The sequence below is a fragment of the Peribacillus sp. P4_B1 genome (assembly GCF_056402395.1).
Genome location: NZ_JBFUHM010000029.1, coordinates 1 through 21,035, shown reverse-complemented (window position 1 = coordinate 21,035; position 21,035 = coordinate 1). Strand labels below are relative to the sequence as shown.

31 protein-coding genes, 1 rRNA gene and 1 pseudogene are annotated in these 21,035 nt (G+C 40.6%); 31 read left to right on the top strand and 2 right to left on the bottom strand.

The window, feature by feature from the left end; translation table 11 throughout:
* Positions 1-31: 31 nt before the first annotated feature.
* The 28 genes and pseudogenes from rplX (at position 32) to AC1DVK_RS16525 (ending at position 17,991) form a co-directional block, all read left to right on the top strand.
* Positions 32-343 carry a 50S ribosomal protein L24 gene (rplX, locus tag AC1DVK_RS16660; protein ID WP_061440387.1) on the top strand — a complete coding sequence of 104 codons (312 nt, stop codon included), beginning with the start codon at positions 32-34 and terminating at the stop codon, positions 341-343.
* A gap of 29 nt (positions 344-372) precedes the next feature.
* Positions 373-912, top strand: a complete 540-nt coding sequence (gene rplE, locus AC1DVK_RS16655; protein WP_048677889.1) for a 50S ribosomal protein L5 — start codon at positions 373-375, stop codon at positions 910-912.
* A 25-nt stretch (positions 913-937) separates the two neighbouring features.
* A complete protein-coding gene (locus tag AC1DVK_RS16650; protein WP_034304998.1) occupies positions 938-1,123 on the top strand; it encodes a type Z 30S ribosomal protein S14 in 186 nt (61 codons plus the stop codon).
* A 30-nt stretch (positions 1,124-1,153) separates the two neighbouring features.
* Positions 1,154-1,552, top strand: a complete 399-nt coding sequence (rpsH, locus tag AC1DVK_RS16645) for a 30S ribosomal protein S8 (protein WP_061440388.1) — start codon at positions 1,154-1,156, stop codon at positions 1,550-1,552.
* 30 nt (positions 1,553-1,582) lie between these two features.
* Positions 1,583-2,119 (top strand): 50S ribosomal protein L6, encoded by a 537-nt coding sequence (rplF, locus tag AC1DVK_RS16640; RefSeq protein ID WP_061440389.1) that lies wholly within the window; start codon positions 1,583-1,585, stop codon positions 2,117-2,119.
* Positions 2,120-2,151: 32 nt separating this feature from the next.
* A complete protein-coding gene (gene rplR / locus AC1DVK_RS16635; protein ID WP_061440390.1) occupies positions 2,152-2,514 on the top strand; it encodes a 50S ribosomal protein L18 in 363 nt (120 codons plus the stop codon).
* Between the two features lie 22 nt (positions 2,515-2,536).
* A complete protein-coding gene (gene rpsE / locus AC1DVK_RS16630) occupies positions 2,537-3,037 on the top strand; it encodes a 30S ribosomal protein S5 (protein WP_034304987.1) in 501 nt (166 codons plus the stop codon).
* A gap of 16 nt (positions 3,038-3,053) precedes the next feature.
* Positions 3,054-3,236 (top strand): 50S ribosomal protein L30, encoded by a 183-nt coding sequence (gene rpmD / locus AC1DVK_RS16625; protein WP_057915223.1) that lies wholly within the window; start codon positions 3,054-3,056, stop codon positions 3,234-3,236.
* Positions 3,237-3,268: 32 nt separating this feature from the next.
* The gene (gene rplO, locus AC1DVK_RS16620) at positions 3,269-3,709 is read left to right on the top strand and encodes a 50S ribosomal protein L15 (RefSeq protein ID WP_034304982.1); all 441 of its coding nucleotides are present in this window, start codon (positions 3,269-3,271) and stop codon (positions 3,707-3,709) included.
* Positions 3,709-5,004, top strand: a complete 1,296-nt coding sequence (gene secY, locus AC1DVK_RS16615) for a preprotein translocase subunit SecY (RefSeq protein ID WP_061440391.1) — start codon at positions 3,709-3,711, stop codon at positions 5,002-5,004. The genes rplO and secY overlap by 1 nt, the downstream gene beginning before the upstream one ends.
* Positions 5,005-5,062: 58 nt before the next feature.
* Complete coding sequence (locus AC1DVK_RS16610) at positions 5,063-5,716, top strand: adenylate kinase (RefSeq protein WP_061440392.1); 654 nt, start codon at positions 5,063-5,065, stop codon at positions 5,714-5,716.
* A gap of 71 nt (positions 5,717-5,787) precedes the next feature.
* A pseudogene (locus tag AC1DVK_RS16605) lies at positions 5,788-6,239 on the top strand (M24 family metallopeptidase); the annotation flags it as partial.
* Between the two features lie 42 nt (positions 6,240-6,281).
* Positions 6,282-6,500, top strand: a complete 219-nt coding sequence (gene infA / locus AC1DVK_RS16600) for a translation initiation factor IF-1 (protein ID WP_028390440.1) — start codon at positions 6,282-6,284, stop codon at positions 6,498-6,500.
* Between the two features lie 40 nt (positions 6,501-6,540).
* Positions 6,541-6,654, top strand: coding sequence for a 50S ribosomal protein L36 (gene rpmJ, locus AC1DVK_RS16595; RefSeq protein ID WP_003156543.1), 114 nt, complete (start codon positions 6,541-6,543; stop codon positions 6,652-6,654).
* Between the two features lie 22 nt (positions 6,655-6,676).
* Positions 6,677-7,042 carry a 30S ribosomal protein S13 gene (rpsM, locus tag AC1DVK_RS16590; RefSeq protein ID WP_057915228.1) on the top strand — a complete coding sequence of 122 codons (366 nt, stop codon included), beginning with the start codon at positions 6,677-6,679 and terminating at the stop codon, positions 7,040-7,042.
* A gap of 22 nt (positions 7,043-7,064) precedes the next feature.
* Entirely contained in the window at positions 7,065-7,454 is a 390-nt protein-coding gene (gene rpsK / locus AC1DVK_RS16585; RefSeq protein WP_028390438.1) for a 30S ribosomal protein S11, read from the top strand.
* 177 nt (positions 7,455-7,631) lie between these two features.
* The gene (locus AC1DVK_RS16580; protein WP_053349049.1) at positions 7,632-8,576 is read left to right on the top strand and encodes a DNA-directed RNA polymerase subunit alpha; all 945 of its coding nucleotides are present in this window, start codon (positions 7,632-7,634) and stop codon (positions 8,574-8,576) included.
* An 83-nt stretch (positions 8,577-8,659) separates the two neighbouring features.
* Positions 8,660-9,022: a 50S ribosomal protein L17 gene (gene rplQ, locus AC1DVK_RS16575; protein WP_061440393.1), complete on the top strand. Its 363-nt coding sequence runs from the start codon at positions 8,660-8,662 to the stop codon at positions 9,020-9,022.
* 367 nt (positions 9,023-9,389) lie between these two features.
* Positions 9,390-10,229, top strand: coding sequence for an energy-coupling factor ABC transporter ATP-binding protein (locus AC1DVK_RS16570; RefSeq protein ID WP_410862729.1), 840 nt, complete (start codon positions 9,390-9,392; stop codon positions 10,227-10,229).
* Entirely contained in the window at positions 10,205-11,071 is an 867-nt protein-coding gene (locus tag AC1DVK_RS16565; RefSeq protein WP_089364072.1) for an energy-coupling factor ABC transporter ATP-binding protein, read from the top strand. The genes AC1DVK_RS16570 and AC1DVK_RS16565 overlap by 25 nt, the downstream gene beginning before the upstream one ends.
* The gene (locus AC1DVK_RS16560) at positions 11,071-11,868 is read left to right on the top strand and encodes an energy-coupling factor transporter transmembrane component T family protein (RefSeq protein WP_089364073.1); all 798 of its coding nucleotides are present in this window, start codon (positions 11,071-11,073) and stop codon (positions 11,866-11,868) included. The genes AC1DVK_RS16565 and AC1DVK_RS16560 overlap by 1 nt, the downstream gene beginning before the upstream one ends.
* Positions 11,869-11,882: 14 nt before the next feature.
* Complete coding sequence (gene truA / locus AC1DVK_RS16555; protein ID WP_284469081.1) at positions 11,883-12,623, top strand: tRNA pseudouridine(38-40) synthase TruA; 741 nt, start codon at positions 11,883-11,885, stop codon at positions 12,621-12,623.
* A gap of 267 nt (positions 12,624-12,890) precedes the next feature.
* Entirely contained in the window at positions 12,891-13,328 is a 438-nt protein-coding gene (gene rplM / locus AC1DVK_RS16550; RefSeq protein ID WP_034304960.1) for a 50S ribosomal protein L13, read from the top strand.
* 20 nt (positions 13,329-13,348) lie between these two features.
* Positions 13,349-13,741, top strand: coding sequence for a 30S ribosomal protein S9 (gene rpsI / locus AC1DVK_RS16545; protein WP_034304957.1), 393 nt, complete (start codon positions 13,349-13,351; stop codon positions 13,739-13,741).
* 466 nt (positions 13,742-14,207) lie between these two features.
* Entirely contained in the window at positions 14,208-14,735 is a 528-nt protein-coding gene (locus AC1DVK_RS16540) for an ECF transporter S component (RefSeq protein WP_089364075.1), read from the top strand.
* An 828-nt stretch (positions 14,736-15,563) separates the two neighbouring features.
* Entirely contained in the window at positions 15,564-15,989 is a 426-nt protein-coding gene (locus AC1DVK_RS16535; protein ID WP_061440399.1) for a DUF2521 family protein, read from the top strand.
* Positions 15,990-16,071: 82 nt separating this feature from the next.
* The gene (gene cwlD, locus AC1DVK_RS16530) at positions 16,072-16,788 is read left to right on the top strand and encodes an N-acetylmuramoyl-L-alanine amidase CwlD (protein WP_061440400.1); all 717 of its coding nucleotides are present in this window, start codon (positions 16,072-16,074) and stop codon (positions 16,786-16,788) included.
* Positions 16,789-16,932: 144 nt separating this feature from the next.
* A complete protein-coding gene (locus AC1DVK_RS16525; protein WP_410862727.1) occupies positions 16,933-17,991 on the top strand; it encodes a P-loop NTPase in 1,059 nt (352 codons plus the stop codon).
* A gap of 36 nt (positions 17,992-18,027) precedes the next feature.
* Here the strand turns inward: AC1DVK_RS16525 and gerD are convergent, their stop codons facing one another.
* Positions 18,028-18,603 carry a spore germination lipoprotein GerD gene (gerD, locus tag AC1DVK_RS16520; RefSeq protein ID WP_061440402.1) on the bottom strand — a complete coding sequence of 192 codons (576 nt, stop codon included), beginning with the start codon at positions 18,601-18,603 and terminating at the stop codon, positions 18,028-18,030.
* Between the two features lie 137 nt (positions 18,604-18,740).
* Here gerD and AC1DVK_RS16515 point away from each other — a divergent pair, with 137 nt between their 5' ends.
* Positions 18,741-19,421 (top strand): KinB-signaling pathway activation protein, encoded by a 681-nt coding sequence (locus tag AC1DVK_RS16515; protein WP_061440403.1) that lies wholly within the window; start codon positions 18,741-18,743, stop codon positions 19,419-19,421.
* Between the two features lie 89 nt (positions 19,422-19,510).
* Here AC1DVK_RS16515 and pdaB read toward each other — a convergent pair whose 3' ends face one another.
* Entirely contained in the window at positions 19,511-20,263 is a 753-nt protein-coding gene (gene pdaB / locus AC1DVK_RS16510) for a polysaccharide deacetylase family sporulation protein PdaB (protein ID WP_061440404.1), read from the bottom strand.
* Between the two features lie 131 nt (positions 20,264-20,394).
* Here pdaB and AC1DVK_RS16505 point away from each other — a divergent pair, with 131 nt between their 5' ends.
* On the top strand, positions 20,395-20,631 hold the full coding sequence (locus tag AC1DVK_RS16505; RefSeq protein ID WP_061440405.1) for a hypothetical protein: 237 nt from the start codon (positions 20,395-20,397) through the stop codon (positions 20,629-20,631).
* A 279-nt stretch (positions 20,632-20,910) separates the two neighbouring features.
* Positions 20,911-21,035 (top strand): 16S ribosomal RNA (locus AC1DVK_RS16500); the annotation flags it as partial.

Genomic DNA, 21,035 nt, shown 5'->3' with positions numbered 1-21,035 from the left:
GTATAAAGCCTTTCAAGGAGGTGCCAAGCTAATGCATGTTAAAAAAGGTGACAAAGTCGTAGTCATCTCTGGTAAGGACAAAGGCAAACAAGGAACAATTCTTGAAGCATATCCGAAACAAAATCGTGTGCTTGTTGAAGGAATTAACATCGTGAAAAAGCATTCCAAGCCATCTCAAATTAATCCACAAGGTGGAATTATCAGCAGAGAAGCTGCTATTCACGTATCCAATGTAATGCCACTTGATCCTAAATCAGGTAAACCGACTCGTGTTGGATATAAGATCGAAAATGGTAAAAAAGTACGCGTAGCTAAAATATCAGGTGAATCTTTAGATAAATAAGTCATAAATGAAGGGAGGTACACTAAGCAATGAGCCGCCTTAAAGAAAAATTCAAAAGTGAAATTACACCGTCATTGATGGGTAAATTCAACTATCAATCAGTAATGCAAGTACCAAACATTGAGAAAATCGTTATTAACATGGGTGTGGGTGACGCAGTATCTAACTCAAAAGCTTTAGATACAGCTGTTGAAGAACTTACATTGATCACTGGTCAAAAACCAGTTATAACAAAAGCTAAAAAATCAATCGCAGGCTTCCGTTTGCGTGAAGGTATGCCTATCGGAGCGAAGGTTACATTACGTGGAGAACGTATGTATCAATTCCTTGATAAGCTAGTATCTGTATCTTTACCACGTGTACGTGATTTCCGCGGCGTTTCAAAGAAATCCTTTGACGGACGTGGGAACTATACATTAGGTGTTAAAGAACAACTTATCTTCCCTGAGATTGATTACGATAAAGTGAGCAAAGTTCGTGGTATGGATATCGTTATCGTAACGACTGCCAACACTGACGAAGAAGCTCGTGAACTACTTACTCAAGTTGGAATGCCGTTCCAAAAGTAATCTCTAAATAAAGGGAGGCGAAATCGTGGCTAAAAAGTCTATGATCGTAAAGCAAAAACGCGAACAGAAGTTTAAAGTACAAGAATATACACGTTGCGAACGTTGCGGACGTCCACATTCTGTATTACGTAAATTTAAACTTTGTCGTATTTGTTTCCGCGAACTTGCATATAAAGGACAAATTCCTGGCGTTAAAAAAGCTAGCTGGTAAAACCCGAGTTTGGGAAGGAGGTAAAATATAATGGTCATGACAGATCCTATTGCAGATATGCTTACTCGCATCCGTAATGCGAATATGGTTCGTCACGAAAAACTAGAAGTTCCTGCTTCAAAGATCAAAAAGGAAATTGCTGAGATCTTAAAGCGTGAAGGCTTCGTACGTGACTTTGAATTAATCGAAGACAACAAACAAGGTATCATCCGTATCTTCTTAAAATACGGTGCAAACAACGAACGTGTTATCACTGGTCTAAAACGTATCAGCAAACCTGGTTTGCGTGTATATGCAAAAACTGGAGAGGTACCACGCGTTCTAAACGGTTTAGGTATCGCAATTGTTTCTACTTCTCACGGAGTTTTAACAGACAAGGAAGCTCGCTCTAAACAAGCTGGCGGAGAAGTTTTAGCATACGTTTGGTAATACATTTTCACAAGAATGGAGGTGCACAATATGTCTCGTATAGGTAAAAAACCTATTGAAATCCCTACAGGCGTAACGGTTACTGTTAACGGAAGTGAAGTAACTGTTAAAGGTCCTAAAGGTGAATTAACTAGATCATTCAGTCCTGACCTTACAATCGTTGTTGAAGAGAACGTGTTAACTGTTACACGTCCGTCTGACGAGAAGGCTCACCGTTCTTTACACGGAACTACTCGCGCACTTATCTCTAACATGGTTGAAGGTGTATCAACAGGTTTTGTAAAATCACTTGAACTTATTGGGGTTGGGTACCGTGCACAAAAGCAAGGTACTAAGCTTATCCTTAACGTAGGATATTCTCACCCTGTAGAAATAGAACCAGAAGCTGGCGTTGAAGTCGAAGTTCCTTCTAATACAAAAGTAATCATCAAAGGTGCAAACAAAGAACGTGTAGGAGCTCTAGCAGCTAATATCCGTGATGTTCGCCCACCTGAACCGTATAAAGGTAAAGGGATCCGTTACGAAGGCGAATTCGTTCGTCGTAAAGAAGGTAAAACTGGTAAGTAATGCCGCATAAGTAAACGAAAGGAGTGACGTAAATGATTACGAAGCTTGATAAAAATGCTACTCGTCAGAAAAGACATGCGCGTGTACGTGCTAAGCTTTCTGGAACAGAAGCTCGTCCTCGTTTAAATGTGTTTCGTTCAAACAAACACATTTACGCACAATTAATTGACGATGCACAAGGCGTAACATTAGCAAGTGCTTCAACTCTTGATAAAGAGATCAGTATCGAAGCTAGTAGCAATGCTGAAGCAGCTCAAAAAGTTGGCGAACTTATTGCGAAACGTGCTGTTGAAAAAGGTTTCAAAGCTGTGGTATTTGACCGCGGTGGTTACCTCTTCCATGGTCGTGTTAAAGCATTGGCTGACGCTGCTCGTGAAAACGGCTTAGAATTTTAATGGATAAGGAGGGACATAACAGATGCGTAGCATTGATCCTAATAAATTAGAACTTGAAGAACGCGTAGTTACAGTAAATCGTGTAGCTAAAGTTGTTAAAGGCGGACGTCGTTTCCGTTTCACTGCACTAGTTGTTGTTGGTGATAAAAATGGTCATGTTGGATTTGGTACTGGTAAAGCTCAAGAAGTTCCGGATGCTATCCGTAAAGCTATTGAGGACGCTAAGAAAAATCTAATTACTGTACCAATGGTTGGAACTACAATTCCTCACCTTGTGAACGGTCGCTATGGCGCAGGTCACATTCTATTGAAACCAGCTTCTGAAGGTACAGGAGTAATTGCTGGTGGTCCTGTTCGTGCGGTACTAGAATTAGGCGGAGTTAGCGATATCTTGTCTAAATCACTAGGTACTAATACACCTATTAATATGGTTCGCGCAACAATTGAAGGATTGAAGCAATTGAAACGTGCTGAAGACGTAGCTAAGTTACGTGGAAAATCAGTACAAGAACTGTTAGGATAAGGAGGGAAATCGAATTATGGCTAATAAATTAGAAATTACCCTCACTCGCAGCTTGATTGGTCGTCCTGAAGATCAACGTGTTACAGTTAACACTTTGGGTTTACGCAAAATGCATCAAACGGTTATTCATGAAGATAACCCTGCGATTCGCGGTATGATTACCAAAGTTGCTCATCTTGTTACTGTAAAAGAACAATAAAATAATTTTTAACTTAACAAGGAGGTGCCAACATGAAACTTCATGAGTTAAAAGCTGCAGAAGGTTCTCGTAAAGAACGTAAACGTAAAGGTCGCGGTATTGGATCTGGTAACGGTAAAACAGCAGGTAAAGGACATAAAGGACAAAACGCTCGCTCCGGCGGCGGTGTGCGTCTTGGATTTGAAGGGGGACAAACTCCTCTATTCAGACGTTTACCTAAACGTGGATTTACCAACATCAACCGTAAAGACTATGCTATCGTGAATCTTGATACGTTAAATCTTTTCGAAGACGGTACTGAAGTAACACCAGCTCTTTTACTTGAGACTGGAGTTGTTAGTAAAGAAAAAGCAGGAATCAAAATTCTTGCAAAAGGAAGCATTGAGAAAAAGCTTACTGTTAAAGCTCACAAATTCTCGTCTACTGCTAAAGAAGCTATCGAAGCTGCTGGCGGTAATACAGAGGTGATCTAATGTTTCGCACGATCTCCAATTTTATGCGCGTGGGTGAAATAAGGAATAAGATTATTTTTACCCTTCTAATGTTAATCGTCTATCGCATCGGTACATTTATACCTGTACCGCATGTGAATGCCGGTTTTCTCGCTGAACAGGACCAGCTGAGCGTCATAGGTCTTTTAAATACCTTTGGCGGCGGAGCACTAAAAAACTTCTCCATATTAGCGATGGGTATCATGCCATATATCACGGCATCTATCATCGTTCAACTATTACAGATGGATGTTGTACCTAAGTTCACTGAATGGTCTAAACAAGGGGAAGCAGGGCGCCGTAAATTAGCTCAATTCACGCGTTACTTCACTATTATCCTAGGATTTATCCAAGCTTTGGGCATGTCTTATGGGTTCAATAATATGTCAGGTGGCCAGTTGATTGAAAATCCTGGAATTGCAACATACTTGCTTATTGCGACTGTCTTAACGGCAGGAACAGCTTTTCTTTTGTGGTTAGGGGAGCTGATCACTGCTAAGGGTGTGGGTAATGGGATTTCCATCATAATCTTTGCTGGTATCGTAGCTAGTTTGCCAACAACGGCAAATCAAATATACGCCCAACAATTTCAAAATGCTGGCGATCAATTATTCTTACGAATTATAACGATTATCCTCATTGTATTAGCAGTATTAGCAATCGTGGTTGCTGTCATCTTCATTCAGCAGGCATTACGTAAAATTCCTATTCAGTATGCCAAACGTGCTGCGGTAGGTCGTACACAAATGGGTGGCCAGTCTACACATTTACCATTGAAAGTAAATGCTGCAGGGGTTATTCCGGTAATCTTTGCAATGGCATTTCTTATCACTCCTACTACAATCGCATCTTTCTTTGGAAAGAACAGTGTTACTAGTTGGATAACAGAAAATCTTGCTTATACCAATCCAATTGGTATGATCATATATGTCGCTCTTATCATTGCTTTTGCGTATTTTTATGCATTCATTCAGGTTAACCCTGAACAAATGGCTGAGAATTTGAAAAAGCAAGGTGGCTATGTGCCGGGGATTCGTCCAGGTAAGAGTACACAAGAATATTTAACACGTGTTTTATACCGTTTGACGTTTGTAGGCTCTATATTCTTAGCCATCATTGCCGTTTTACCGGTATTCTTCATTAAGATTGCTGATTTACCTCAATCTGCACAGATTGGTGGTACTAGTTTGCTAATCGTAGTGGGGGTTGCCCTTGATACGATGAAGCAGCTTGAATCACAACTTGTGAAGAGACACTATAAAGGCTTTATAAAGTAATGAGTTTTGGGAACGCCTTGTTCCCTTTACCCATTATAGAGTTTGAGGGGGAAGAAAATTGAATCTAGTGTTAATGGGTCTGCCTGGTGCTGGTAAGGGCACTCAAGCTGAACAAATCGTAGAAAAATATAATATCCCTCATATTTCTACTGGAGATATGTTCCGAACAGCTATCAAAGATGGAACAGAATTAGGTCTAAAGGCAAAATCATTCATGGACAAAGGCGAATTGGTACCAGATGAAGTTACCATTGGCATTGTACGTGAAAGATTAAGCAAGGAAGACTGCCTAAAAGGATTTTTGCTTGATGGTTTTCCACGTACTGTGGCACAGGCAGAAGCACTTGAAAGCATTCTTACTGATTTAGATCGAAAAATGAATTTTGTCATTAATATCGATGTTGATAAAAGCATCTTAATGGAAAGATTGACAGGACGTCGTATTTGCAAATCATGTGGTGCGACATATCATCTTGTATTCAATCCTCCCGCTAAAGATGATGTATGCGACCGCTGCGGCGGAGAATTATATCAACGTGCTGATGATAATGAAGAAACGGTTCAAAATCGCTTAGATGTGAATTTGAAACAAACCAAACCACTTCTTGATTTCTACGGAGAAAAAGGATACTTGGTCAACATTAACGGACAGCAAGATATTAATAAGGTATTTGAAGATATTGATGTGTTACTTGGTGCTTTGCAAAATTAATCATTCGTATTGATTTATGAAATTCAAACCATTTTTACAACTTACTAGTTAAACTTGGTGCATTCCTTTAATACAAAGGGTATAATGGATTTCGCGAGAGCATTCGCACATTTATTAATCAGGTTCTTGTACTTGGTATTCCCTGAATTGGGCGATTACTTTCTAAGTGATCTTCATGGACATATCCGGTCGGCAAAATTGATGAAGAAATGCAGTGACTCTATTGGGATTCCTAAAGAGTCGTGATATAGAGGGTTGAAAGAAGCTATGTCAGGCGTGCGCCTTTCAAACATCTCCCATGCTATTCAAACCTATGTCGAGACTAATTGCTTCTCTATTTCGAGAGTATGTCGGTCACGGAATCGGTCAAGACTTACATGAGGACCCATAAAATCCTCATTTCGGTCCAACTGATAAAGGTCCTCAGTTAAAGCCTGGTTCTACAAAATGGTGAATACTTGATGCAGAATTGTAAGACTTATGAGGATAATTGGACTGTAGTAATGTTGACGGAAAGATGTGTACCTTTAATAGGTTCACGCATAGAGAAGGGAGAATCACTTTAATGGCGAAAGATGATGTAATTGAAGTAGAAGGCACAGTACAAGAGACTTTGCCAAATGCAATGTTTAAGGTAGAATTAGAAAATGGTCATACTGTTTTAGCTCATGTATCCGGTAAAATTCGTATGCACTTTATTCGCATTTTGCCTGGAGATAAAGTTACGGTTGAGCTTTCCCCGTATGATCTAACTCGCGGCAGAATCACATACCGGTTCAAATAATCCGGTTACGCTCCGATCTGTATAAGGAGGTTAGATAGCAATGAAAGTCAGACCATCAGTCAAACCAATCTGCGAAAAGTGTAAAGTTATCCGCAGAAAAGGTAAAGTTATGGTTATTTGCGAAAACCCTAAACATAAACAAAAACAAGGCTAAATAGAAGGAGGTGCACTCAAGCATGGCACGTATTGCTGGAGTAGATATTCCCCGTGACAAACGTATTGTTATCTCATTAACATATATATATGGTATTGGAAAACAAACCGCGATGAAAGTTCTTGCAGAAGCAGGCGTTTCTGAAGAAACTCGCGTTCGTGACTTAACGGAAGACGAATTGAATAAAATTCGTGATATCATTGACAAGCTTAAAGTAGAAGGCGACCTTCGTCGTGAAATCTCCCTAAACATCAAACGTTTAATGGAAATCGGTTCTTACCGTGGTTTACGTCACCGTCGTGGTCTTCCTGTTCGCGGTCAAAATACAAAAAACAATGCTCGTACGCGTAAAGGACCTCGTCGTACTGTAGCTAACAAGAAAAAATAATTAGTAAAGGAGGTTACTTTTCATGGCACGTAAAACTAATACACGTAAACGTCGTGTGAAAAAGAATATAGAAACTGGTATTGCACATATTCGTTCAACATTCAATAACACTATCGTTACGATCACTGACTCTCATGGTAATGCTATTTCTTGGTCAAGTGCTGGAGCTCTAGGATTCCGTGGATCTCGTAAATCCACTCCATTCGCTGCACAAATGGCTGCTGAAACAGCTGCTAAAACATCAATTGAACATGGTATGAAAACTCTTGAAGTTACAGTTAAAGGACCTGGTGCTGGACGTGAGGCTGCTATTCGTGCACTTCAAGCTGCTGGCCTAGAAGTAACTGCAATTAAAGATGTAACTCCAGTTCCACATAACGGATGCCGTCCACCAAAACGTCGCCGTGTTTAATTTTTCTGTATAGATTTTGTATTCCTGTCAATAATGGGATATAATACTGAGTTTGCGTTCTTACAGAAGATTAATTTTCAGTTGTTGCGCACAGCGGGAACGTATACATGGGGAATTTCGGTTTAAGTGACTTAGTTTACTTGCCGGGGTTTTGACGTTTTGAAGGAGGGTTTATTGATGATCGAAATAGAAAAACCAAAAATCGAAACGGTTGAAATCAACGACGATACCAAATTCGGTAAATTCGTCGTAGAGCCACTAGAGCGTGGGTATGGTACTACATTGGGTAACTCCTTACGTCGTATCCTTTTATCCTCACTCCCAGGTGCTGCTGTCACAGCTATACAAATTGATGGAGTGCTACATGAGTTCTCAACAATTGAAGGCGTCGTGGAAGATGTAACATCTATCATTCTTAATGTGAAAAAACTAGCTCTTAAGATTTACTCTGATGAAGAGAAGACGCTGGAAATTGACGTTCAAGGTGACGGAGTCATCACGGCTGCTGATATCACTCATGATAGTGATGTAGAAATTCTTAATCCGGATTTATATATTGCTACAATTGGTAAAAACGGTCATATGCGTATGCGTTTATCTGCACGTCGCGGCCGCGGCTACACTCCTGCTGTTCAAAACAAGAGAGAAGACCAGCCAATTGGTGTAATTCCAATCGATGCTCTTTACACTCCGGTTTCACGCGTATCTTTCCAAGTTGAAAATACACGTGTTGGACAGTTGTCTAACTTTGACAAGTTAACGTTCGATGTTTGGACTGATGGCAGTACGGGTCCGCAAGAAGCGGTAGCACTTGGAGCTAAGATTTTAACAGAGCATTTAAATATTTTCGTTGGGTTAACCGATGAAGCTCAAAATGCTGAAATCATGGTTGAAAAAGAAGAAGATCAAAAAGAAAAAGTTCTTGAGATGACGATCGAAGAATTAGACCTTTCTGTTCGTTCTTACAACTGCTTGAAGCGTGCTGGAATCAATACCGTTCAAGAGCTAGCTCATAAAACGGAAGAAGATATGATGAAAGTACGTAATCTAGGCCGTAAATCACTTGAAGAAGTGAAAGCGAAACTAGAAGAATTAGGCTTAGGTCTTCGTAAAGACGACTGATAACATGGCGGAATCAATCCATTATGTTGTGAGCCTTGTTTTAGACACACAATATAGAACTTCAACAAAGGAGGGAATCTCTAATGGGTTACAGAAAGTTAGGACGCACTAGCGCACAACGTAAAGCATTACTTCGTGATTTAGCTACGGATCTTATTATCCATGAGCGCATTGAAACTACTGAAGCACGTGCAAAAGAATTACGTTCTGTAGTAGATAAAATGATCACTCTTGGTAAACGTGGTGACTTGCATGCACGCCGTCAAGCTGCATCATTCATCCGTAACGAAATCGCTGACGCTGAGAAAGGCACAGATGCCCTTCAAAAACTATTCAGTGACGTGGCTCCACGTTATGAAGAACGTCAAGGTGGATACACTCGTATCATGAAAGTTGGTCCACGCCGCGGTGACGGTGCACCAGTCGTGGTTATTGAATTAGTTTAATAACAACGATGAAAAAGGGCGGGACAAATGAATATACTCACTTGTTCTATGCCCTTTTTCTTTTTTTAAATAGAAATTCTGTTTTTTAGAAATTCGCATTGAGTGTTACGATGGCTGGCGGAACCTGTTTATACAGGGAGCCTTCACGTCTAGCTCAAGCATCCCTTCCCGCTTTTTTTAATAAGCGATTATAAGATAACCTGTTTTTCGTAACAGGCCCGCTGTAAGCTGCTCTTAATTTACCGAAAATTCTTTCGGTGGAAGGGGTGCAGCGTTTTTTTATATTTTCAGAAGAAATACTACTATGTTTATGTTGATAGAGCAGAGTTCAGATTAGACGAGTGCAGTCGAGGATGAGGAGGGCCACATGGGGAAGAAGCTGGTTTCTTTAAATAATATTATTTACAAATATGAGGGTCAGTCTCGAAACGCTTTGGATGATGTTTCTTTTGATATTCATCAGGGGGAGTGGCTTGCGATTGTCGGACATAATGGTTCTGGCAAGTCGACATTAGCGAAGTTACTGAATGGTCTTCAGTTCCCTAATTCAGGTACCATTACGATTAATGGTCAACTTCTGACAGAAGAAACCGTTTGGGATGTACGCCAGAAAATTGGCATGGTTTTTCAAAACCCAGATAATCAGTTTGTAGGCACTACAGTTCAGGATGATGTGGCTTTTGGTTTAGAAAACGCCGGTGTTTCTCAGCAGGTTATGGTGGAGCGTGTTCATGGTGCGTTAAATAAGGTTAAAATGAATGCCTTTCTTAATCAAGAGCCGCACCATCTATCCGGCGGTCAAAAGCAGAGAGTGGCCATAGCAGGTGTAATAGCCTTGCAGCCAGACATAATCATCTTAGATGAAGCAACCTCAATGCTTGACCCAAGAGGCCGTGAAGAAGTGCTTGAAACAGTTAGGGAATTAAAACAGGAAAACGAGATTACCGTCATATCGATCACCCATGATCTTGAGGAAGCTGCGAAAGCTGATCGAATGATAGTCATGAACCAAGGTCGGTTATATCGTGAAGGACCGCCTCAGGGTATTTTTGAATTAGAGGAAGAATTAATTGCCCTTGGTCTGGATATTCCCTTTTCAGTGAAACTAACCAAAGAGTTACAAAAAAATGGTGTTCGTGTGGTTGATGGGCATTTGACAGAGGAAGAGTTGGTGAAGGATTTATGCGAATTACACTCGATGATGTAGAATACCGCTATCAGGTGAATACTCCTTTTGAACATCTAGCCCTTCATGATGTCAATATTTCAATGGAGCCTGGAACCTATACCGCAATCATCGGGCATACAGGGTCCGGAAAATCGACGCTACTGCAGCATTTGAATGCTCTTTTAAAACCGACGAAGGGCAGGGTCTTCATTGGTGATCGGACGATTGAGGCTGGACGAAAAGAAAAGGCATTACGGTCGATTAGACAAAAGGTTGGAATTGTTTTTCAGTTTCCGGAACATCAACTGTTTGATGAAACGGTTGAAAAGGATATATGTTTCGGACCTATGAATTTTGGGGTTTCTGAAATCGATGCAAAGAAACTGGCCAGGAAAGCTATCGCCCAAGTGGGGTTGAGTGAGGAAGTTCTTGAAAAATCTCCATTCGACTTATCCGGTGGTCAAATGCGAAGGGTGGCCATTGCCGGGGTACTTGCCATGGAGCCGGAAGTATTGGTACTGGATGAGCCCACAGCGGGACTGGACCCACGAGGACGCAAAGAAATCATGGATATGTTTTATGATTTGCATAAAGTTAGGGGCATTTCTACAATTCTGGTGACACATAGCATGGAGGATGCAGCCAAGTACGCGGATGACATCATTATCATGCACCAGGGTACGGTGTTCAAAAAGGGAACTCCCCAGGAAATTTTCTCCGAGCCAGAACAACTTCTGGAGCTTGGCCTGGATGTACCTGATACGGTCCGTTTTCAGCTCAAGCTCCAGAAGGAACTTGGGGTTCGGTTTGATCATCCATGTCTTAATATCGGTGATTTAGCTGTAGAAATAGATAAAGCCATGAAACGGGGGAACCGCTGATGCTGGATAAAATGATTATCGGGCGTTATGTCCCTGCAGACTCCCTGATACACAAGATGGACCCAAGGGCTAAATTGCTCCTTGTGTTCCTGTTTGTTTGTGTCATCTTCTTGGCGAATAATGTCGTTTCTTATGGTTTACTTGCGGTTTTCACCATCCTGTTGATTAGCCTTTCGAAGATACCGCTTCGCTATCTTTATAATGGGTTAAAACCTATTTTTTTCTTAATCGTATTTACATTCCTTCTCCATATATTGTTTACGAAAGAAGGGGAATTGCTTTTTGAATACGGTTGGTTCGAAATCTATGAAGGCGGTTTGATTCAAGGTTTGTTCATATCCGTAAGATTTACTTTACTAATCCTTGTTACGTCTTTATTAACTTTGACGACAACCCCAATATCCATTACAGATGGGATGGAAGAGCTGTTGGGACCCTTGAAAAAGTGGAAAATGCCTGTACATGAACTAGCATTGATGATGTCCATTGCCCTTCGATTCATTCCAACGCTGATGGAGGAAACAGAAAAAATCATGAAGGCTCAAACGGCAAGGGGAGTTGACTTTTCATCAGGTCCTATAAAGGACAGGGTTAAATCGATTGTACCGCTGCTTGTTCCTTTATTTGTGAGTTCGTTCAAACGGGCAGAAGAATTGGCGACTGCCATGGAATCAAGAGGATACCGTGGTGGGGAAGGCCGCACGAAATACCGCCAATTGGACTGGAAGACGAGTGATAGCCTTTTGATGGTCTCAATAGGTCTTCTTACGGTCATGTTATTTTTATTACGTTCATAATAAGGAAGAGTACTATGCCAAAATATAAATGTGTGATCGCTTATGACGGCACGGACTTCGCTGGTTATCAGGTGCAGCCTGAGAAACGGACCATCCAAAGTGAATTTGAGGCAGTCTTAGCCCAAATGCACAAAGGCACAATTATAAAGGTCACTGCTTCAGGCAGGACAGATTCAGGGGTTCATGCAAAGGGGCAGGTGATTCACTTTGAATCACCCCTTACATTTCCTACTGAAAATTGGGTAAAGGCGTTCAGCGCCCTTCTTCCGACCGATATTATCGTTTTGGAAGTCGATATCGTGCCTGATGATTTTCATGCCAGGTTCCATACGACTGGGAAAGAGTACCGTTATATCATAGCCCGATCCAAATTACGAGATCCGTTTAAGCGGAATTACGCCTATCATTACCCCTATCCATTAGATGGGAAGGCGATTAAGGAAGCAATTTCCTATTTGGTAGGGACTCATGACTTTACAAGTTTTTGTTCGGCAAAAACGGAAGTGGTCGATAAGGTTCGAACCATCCAAGAAATTGACTTTGAAGAGAGCGATGGCTTCATGGTTTTTCGCTTCGTTGGGGAAGGGTTTTTGTATAATATGGTGCGGATCTTGGTTGGGACGCTCCTGGAAGTCGGCAGCGGTAAGATGGAACCCCGGGATATGATCGGGATATTGGACAAAAAGGACCGCAGTTTTGCAGGGAAAACAGCACCTGCCCAAGGCTTGTATTTATGGAAAGTATTTTACAAATAAAAATATTTTCGAAGTGATACCAGTTTTTTTACAACTGGCAAACAGGATGAAATCAGTAATGGAGCGGTTTGATGCCATACTGACCTTTTCATGGAGTTGCAAAGAGTGTTTTATAGACAACTTATCCTAGTGTAACATTCCCTTGACAATGAATCTGGGAGAAGTTAATATAATATGGTATGTATTTTAATCCCACGATAAGCCCCGGAAGTTTATTGTGATTGAAAATAAATATAAAAAATTAAAAAGTTTTTTAGGAGGTTAACCATGCGTACGACATTTATGGCGAAAGCTAATGAAGTAGAACGTAAATGGTATGTGATTGACGCTGAAGGCAAAACTTTGGGTCGCCTTTCTACTGAAGTAGCATCCATCTTACGTGGTAAACATAAACCAACTTTTACACCTAACATTGACACTGGTGATCATGTAATTCTAATCAATGTTGAAAAAATCCACTTGACTGGTAAAAAATTGACTGACAAAATTTATTACCGTCACACTATGCATCCAGGCGGTCTTAAAACTAGAACTGCTCTTGAAATGCGTACAAACTACCCTGAGAGAATGCTTGAACTTGCTATCAAAGGTATGCTTCCAAAGAATTCTCTTGGTCGTCAAATCTACAAAAAATTACACGTATACGCTGGAGCTGAGCACCCACACGCTGCTCAACAACCAGAAGTATACGAATTACGCGGATAATTACTAAGGAGGTTACTATCTTGGCACAAGTTCAATATTATGGTACTGGTCGCCGTAAGAGCTCAGTAGCTCGTGTACGTTTAGTACCAGGCGAAGGTCGCATCGTTATTAACGGTCGTGACATTAATGAATATATTCCTTTCGCAGCATTACGTGAAGTTGTTAACCAACCACTAGTTGCTACAGAAACTACTGGAAATTACGACGTTCTAGTAAACGTTAGCGGTGGTGGATACACTGGTCAAGCTGGAGCAATCCGTCACGGTATCGCCCGTGCATTACTTCAAGTTGATCCAGAATACCGTCCATCTCTTAAAACTGCTGGTTTACTAACTCGTGACCCACGTATGAAAGAGCGTAAAAAATACGGTCTTAAAGGCGCACGTCGTGCACCTCAGTTCTCAAAACGTTAATTCTATTTTCGTTTCGAAAGGCTCTCAACCATTTTGGTTGGGAGTCTTTTTTATGAAAAGAAAGCTTTTGACCACACCATAGCTCCATGGACCTTTTGGGATTTAGAAGGTTTTTGCTCTCTAGTATCTGTTACATGTTTATGTATGATCATTGTCATATGAATGTCCCTAGTATCGCCCCATCTTCTTTAACCTTACTCCGGCTTCAACAAGGTAAGAATCATGGGATGTCTGAATCCAAGAATAAATAGAGGCTTAAGGGGAGAATCAAAGGTAATTAACGCTTTATACCTCTCTTATCGGCTTTTACCATCCTAGCCCAAATGAAATGCCGGGATCGTAATGGTGTGTTCCTTTTAAATCACGGGAGTTTATTTATATGATAAAGATTTATTTGTAAAATCCATATTTATTAAGTTTCTGATAAGGAGTATGATAGTACTTAAAAAAAGAAAGAGGACCTCATATGAATTCAACATTCTCACCAATTGAAATGACTAAAACAAAAGCCTTGGTCATCAATGCGCTATTCATCGCATTAACCCTTGTAGCGACAATGATCAACATCAAGCTCCCAATAATGGGTAACGGAGGCCTAATCCATCTTGGTAACGTTCCCCTTTTTATAGCAGCTTTGGTATATGGCAAAAAAACAGGAGCGATAGCAGGCGCAATCGGAATGGCCTTCTCCGATCTTATCTCTCCTTGGGCAGCATGGGCACCGTTTACATTCATCATCGTAGGTGCAATGGGCTTTTTAGCTGGCCTCATATCCGAGAAGGTACCCGGAAAAAGAGAACTTGTATATACACTTGCCGTTGTCGTTGCATTGATTGTAAAAGTCGTGGGCTACTATTTTGCCGAAGTTATCCTTTACGGTAACTGGATACAGCCATTCGGCTCTATCCTCGGAAACGTAATGCAGGTCGTATTAGCGGGTATAATTGTAGTGCCCCTTGCAGGACGCTTAATGAAAAGAGCTGGTCAGATATAGGCAGTGGAATTTGCGGAAACTATTTCAAACCATTCTTGGAGTTGGAATACGTTGTTTGTGACCTCAAAAAAGTGCCTTTTTGATGAGTGAACTAACGCTTTGAATTTCACCCCAGCTGCTAAATAAGCAGTGATTATGACCGCTATTGCAATATGTTATATCATGTGAAAGAAGGACATCCGTTTACCATGGATGTCCTTTTTCATCCTAATCGAGTTTTTTTTAAGGGGATTGAAAGAGAAAACAAAATCATTACATTCGCTTAAAGTTCAAGAAAGAAGTACAGATAAGAATATTTACATATTGAATTAATGTCCTGAAGAGGCGTGCGTGGTGAGCTGCCCGAGTCGGCACGGACAGCCTCGGGTAGCAGCCTGAGTGGCGAGTTATCGGGGGATAATTCCAAGTTTCTTAGGTCCAAATGATTGGCATGTAAGTGGGGAAAACAACGAGTAAACCTCCGAAGATGCAATCATATTCCTGTTTACTCAAGCGGTGCGTTCGTAGGATCGCGTAGCGATTCATTTTAAAAAAACAACTGGATCCTCCTCAAAGGTTTATCTTTATTCCAAGTCCTTGTAAACAGACTTTTATCACTCGAATATGCGTTCTGCCTTTTAACAACGTTTCTTAAAGAAGAGACTCTATATTAAATCGAGTTCCATGTGCCTTCTTCATTTACTTCCATTCACCCATGCTACGGCTGATGAACTTATTCTCATTATATTTTGCCAATAGAATAAATGAATGGTTCAAAATAGAACGCAAAAACTAAATTATGTCTTAGGAAATAATTTGGGAAATGGGGGATTGCCCCGGAGGTGAAATATGGCTGTGATATTAGGTTTACAGGAGATGCAAAGGGAAAGGCAATTGAAGTTCGAACGTAGATTGCTCAGGGATCTTTCTATCGACGATATGAAGGGAAGGATTCAGCGTTACTTTGGACAGGATTTCATGGATGTCTTGGAGGAAGGCTACTTCGATGTTGCCATCGAGGCTTATTTATTAGGAGCGAACTATAGTAAGTTTGGCTATTACGGTGAGTCAGAAGAAGATGTAAGGGCCAGGTGTTGGAAGGAAGAGAAGTTTTTGACCGATACTCTTTTTAACTTTATTTTGTATTGGAGAGAAGTTACAGCGAATAACGCTTTCGATGAAGGGTTGTTTTATTGCTGTGAAGGGTTTGTGGGAGAGTGGTGGCAGGACGGCTTTAAGACTGGTGAAAAACGATATAAAATGAAACTGCATTAGAAGGCAAAAATCCCATACCTTGTTCTAATTCCATGGTTTGTCCCATACCTTTTAGTATAGGAATCATGGAAGGGGAACGGTCATGCGTAGAAAGCTGAAATATACAGGAATCGCTATGGGATTGTTTGTCCTTTTTTTAATTGTAACTTTTAAATTTGTTGAAGATGATTCTTGGGACTCCTGGAACCTTCCGTTGGCAGGTAAGGTAATCGTGCTGGATGCCGGTCATGGGGGAATGGACGGCGGGGCAAATGTACAAGAGGTAATGGAGAAGGAAATTGCCCTTTCCGTTTCATTAAAGGTTCGGGACTATTTACAGGAACAGGGTGCCCTTGTCATCATGACCCGTGAGAAGGATGAGGATTTGGCACAGGGAAAGACAAAAGGGATCCGCCAGCGAAAACAGGAAGATTTACGGAACCGGGTTGAAATGATCAATGATTCGGAAGCGGACTTATTCTTAAGTATTCATTTGAATTCTTTTCCTTCAGCGTCATCGAAAGGAGCCCAGACCTTTTATACAAACAGGTTTGAGGAAAATGAACAGGTAGCAAAATTCATTCAGACTGAAATCATTAGAAACCTTGAAAATACAAAGCGTGATGCAAAAACAATAAATCATGTATATTTGATGAATCGTGCTAAGAAACCGGGAGCTCTTGTGGAAATTGGTTTTCTTTCCAATAAGGAGGAAAGGGAGCGCCTAGTCAGTGATCGGTATCAAGAAAAGGTGGCCAGTTCGATTTATATGGGTATTTTACGTTACTTTACAGAGGAAAAACTAACGCAAGAAGAGTGATTTCTGGGTCTTGTAACGTACAAGGCCCTTTTTACTATGGGGAAGTAATCAGGTTTCGCGTACAGGGCAGATAATAAGCTTTATTTCAGTAATATGTTATACTGAAAAATGGGAAAATAAAACGAATTCAAAGGGGTGCTCGACTTGTTAACAGAAGAGAAAGTACTGAATTTATTAAAGGATCTTAAAGACCCTTTTCTACATAAAAGCCTTGAAGAGACAAATGGGATTATAGAAATCAAAATAAAACCTGAAAAGAATCATATAAGCGTTAAACTTGCCATTGCGAAAACGGGGACTGCCGAGCAAATGCAAATGCAATCGGAAGTGGTGGACTTGCTGAAAACGAACGGAGCGGAATCTGTAGGGATTCGTTTCACGGAGCTTTCTGAAGATGAGTTAGCCAAGCACCGGGAAGGCATTCCGCAGGATGAAGCGGACCAAGGCTTGCTTGGACCTAACAGCAAGACACAATTCATTGCGATTGCGAGTGGTAAAGGGGGAGTGGGAAAATCTACGATTTCAGTGAATTTCGCCACTTCACTTGCTCGCTTGGGTAAAAAGGTCGGATTGGTTGACGCTGATATTTATGGATTCAGTGTACCTGATATGATGGGGATAACAAAAAGACCAGTCGTCCGCGGGGAAAAAATCATTCCTGTAGAACGGTTTGGCGTTCAGGTTATCTCAATGGGCTTTTTTGTGGAAGATAACGCGCCTATCATCTGGAGAGGGCCGATGCTGGGAAAAATGCTTAACAGTTTCTTTAATGAAGTGGAATGGGGAGAATTGGACTATTTAGTCCTTGACTTACCACCAGGTACAGGCGATGTTGCATTGGACGTGCATACGATGCTCCCTTCATGTAAAGAAATCATCGTTACGACACCGCATCCGACTGCTGCCTTCGTTGCTGCAAGAGCTGGTGCCATGGCCATCAAGACAGAACATGAAGTCATTGGTGTTATTGAGAATATGTCATTCTTCGAAAGTAAAACGACCGGTGAAAAAGAATATGTTTTCGGAAAAGGCGGCGGAGCGAAGCTTGCAGAAGAGCTTCGAACAGAAGTCTTAGGTCAACTCCCGTTACAACAGCCAGATTGGAACGAAGAGGACTTTGCTCCATCCATTTACGCAGCAGATCATAGGCTCGGTAGGATTTACGAGGATATTGCTAAAAAGGTCATTGAAAAGCTACAATAAAAAAAGGCTGATTCCAATGGAATCAGCCTTTTTTTATTATTTTGCCTTTTTATCCTTATTTTCCTTCTCTACCGCTTTAGTAGCTGCTTTATCCAATCTCTCCTGCATTTTCGCTTGAACGAGAGGACTCTCCATGGTTTCTATGATCAGCTCTTTATAGACGGAACGCATTTCCTTTGTTTTTAATAATTTATTCATTTCTTTTTCCATATCCGGTTCTTTCAATATATCCATGATCATTCCACGATACTGAGGATCAGCAGTTAAATCCTTCAATACCTTTTTATGTTCGTCTTCTAAAGCTTTAGCATAAGCGGAAGCGAATTCAGGATCATTAAATGTCTTTTTCCAAAATTCCTTTCCTTTATCTGAAGTGACCATATCTTCAATGGATTTCTTAATGACATCCGAGTCCATTATAAGTTCAGCTTTCGTTTTATCATCGGAAATGATATCCTGGATGGCTTTTTTTCCATCATCTGTCTTCAAGATATCGACGACCATTTTCTTTGTCTCTTCATACTCCATTTTATCTGCGCCTGCTCCATTTTGAGCACAACCGGAACAAACGAGTAAGAATGACGTGAAAAGCAAAGCAACTCCCACTCTCATACGCAGGGCCCCTTTCATCCTTCTTATTGTTAATATGGTTCCAAACGGCGATATTATTCCTTGGTGGAATAAGTGGATTTTTCCAAATTTGGTTGGTACAATTAGGGGAATTAAATAGAAATGTATGGAGGAAAACAATGAACAGCCGTAATTTAGTTAAATTGTTTTTAACAACATTGCTTATCGGTGGTGTAACGGGCGGAGTTGTAGGGTTTTTGGCTCGATGGAGTGAGTTTGAGGCTTATTTCTCTTCTTTTGAAGCCAGCGCCATCCTATCCACGTTTATTTGGTTATTCGGTGTTGGGTTAATTTTTAGTGTCATAAGTCAAGCTGGCTTTTTTGCCTATTTAACGATCCATCGTTTTGGCCTGGGAGTATTTAAAAGCGCTTCTTTATGGAATGCCGTTCAAATTGTACTTATCCTTTTTGTTGTTTTTGACCTGGTTTACCTGCGATATCTTAATTTTGGTTCAGGCGAGGGGATTAGTTCCTATATCGTGTTAGCATTGGTTGTTTTGGCTGCAGCACTGATAACAGCTTATTTCAAAATGAAACAAACGAATAGACAATCGTTTATCCCAGCCTTATTCTTCATGGTCGTAGTCACAGTTTTGGAGTGGTTACCTGTCCTAAGTACCAATGATGAAAGCTGGCTTTACTTCATGCTGCTTCCTTTGATAGTCTGCAATGCTTATCAACTCTTGGTTCTAAGCAAATTGATTGAACGATCACAAAAGGAATTGGCCAGTAAAAAAGCACGGAAGCAAACTCGAGCAAAGGAAATGAAAGCCGGCGAATTAGGTAAAGGCAGCAGCTAATCTACTGTAAGTCGGGCCATACATAAGGAAGTCAACATAAAAACTGCGTACTAAGGTTCATGAGGACCATCAGTACGCAGTTTTTTCAGTCAGCGGATTTCCTCACTGTTTGCCGATGAATTGGAAATCATTTCAGAAACGTTAACAAAGTTTAAATTTTTTGATTGTAGTTCCCCTAGTAACTGTGGCAAAGCCTTATTAGTTTGTTTTGCTGAGTCTGAAGCATGTAATAAGATTATATCACCCTTTTTGGTCTTACTGATGTTCTGAACGATCTGGTCAACACCTGGATTGGTCCAATCCTTTGAATCGATGCTCCAATGGACTACAGTATATCCGAAGTTCTCACTGATCTTTAAGAGGCGTTTATCAAAGTGACCGGTGGGCGCCCGTAAAAGTTCTATATTCTTTACATTCAGTTTTTTAAATGCTTCTTGAGCTTTAGATATATCTCGGATGATTTCTTGATCTTCCATTTCGGAATAATCCTTATAATCGTAACCAAGCATACCGATTTCATATCCTTCTTTCCTAATTTTCTCTACTATGTCCGGATGGCGCTCAGCCCAAGATCCCGAAAGGAAAAAAGTGGCTGATTTAATCTGTTCCCTTTTTAATGTTTCTATTATCGGGGCGGCTTTCTCATCACCCCAGCCAATATTGAACGTAATCGCGACATTCTGTTCCCCTTTATAAACCGCTTTTGGCCCATCTTCTGTAGAAAAAACAGGGGCTTGAAGAATGTTTTGCACAAAAAGGAACCATGCGGTAAAAAGTGCCGTAAGTAAAATTAACGAATAATACTTGATTTTTTTTGCATGAAGCACCATGAAAAATTTCATTAATCCATCCCCTTGTCCAAAAGACTCTTGTCTTCAAATTTATGCGCGAGGATTATTGTTATGCAAAAAATCAGTTGAAAATTCATAAAAAGGGTGTGAATGGGGAAAGATGTCTGATGGAGGTGTGAATCATGCTCGGTTTATTGATTAATGACAAAGAAAAGATGGAATTGGAGTACCTGTTAAAAAGAGAGATGGATGAAATACTTTTCGATTTGCAAGATGACAGAATTGATCACTTAGTAAAAAGGGCAATAAACGAAAAATATAACATCCTTTTCAGACTGTTTAAAAGGGTGAGCACTGAGGAGGAATGCCTAATGTATATGAGGGTGAAAACGAACTTAACCAAGGGAAATCAGTCATGATATATAAAAGTGAATTATATTCAAAAAACCTATTGACTATTAATTTATACACTGGTATATTATAAAAGTTGCTGCAACGTAGTAATGCTTTTGAAAAAGAGTGAAAAAACTTTTCAAAAAAAGTTATTGACGAAGCGGTAATAAGATGTTAAGATATTAAAGTCGCTAAGAGATATAGCGAAAAAATTGCTCTTTGAAAACTGAACAAAACAAAGCGCCAACGTTAAATTTTAAGTGAGCACACACTATCAAAAAAGCAAAATGAGCAAGTCAAACATTTCTTCGGAGAGTTTGATCCTGGCTCAGGACGAACGCTGGCGGCGTGCCTAATACATGCAAGTCGAGCGAATCGATGGGAGCTTGCTCCCTGAGATTAGCGGCGGACGGGTGAGTAACACGTGGGC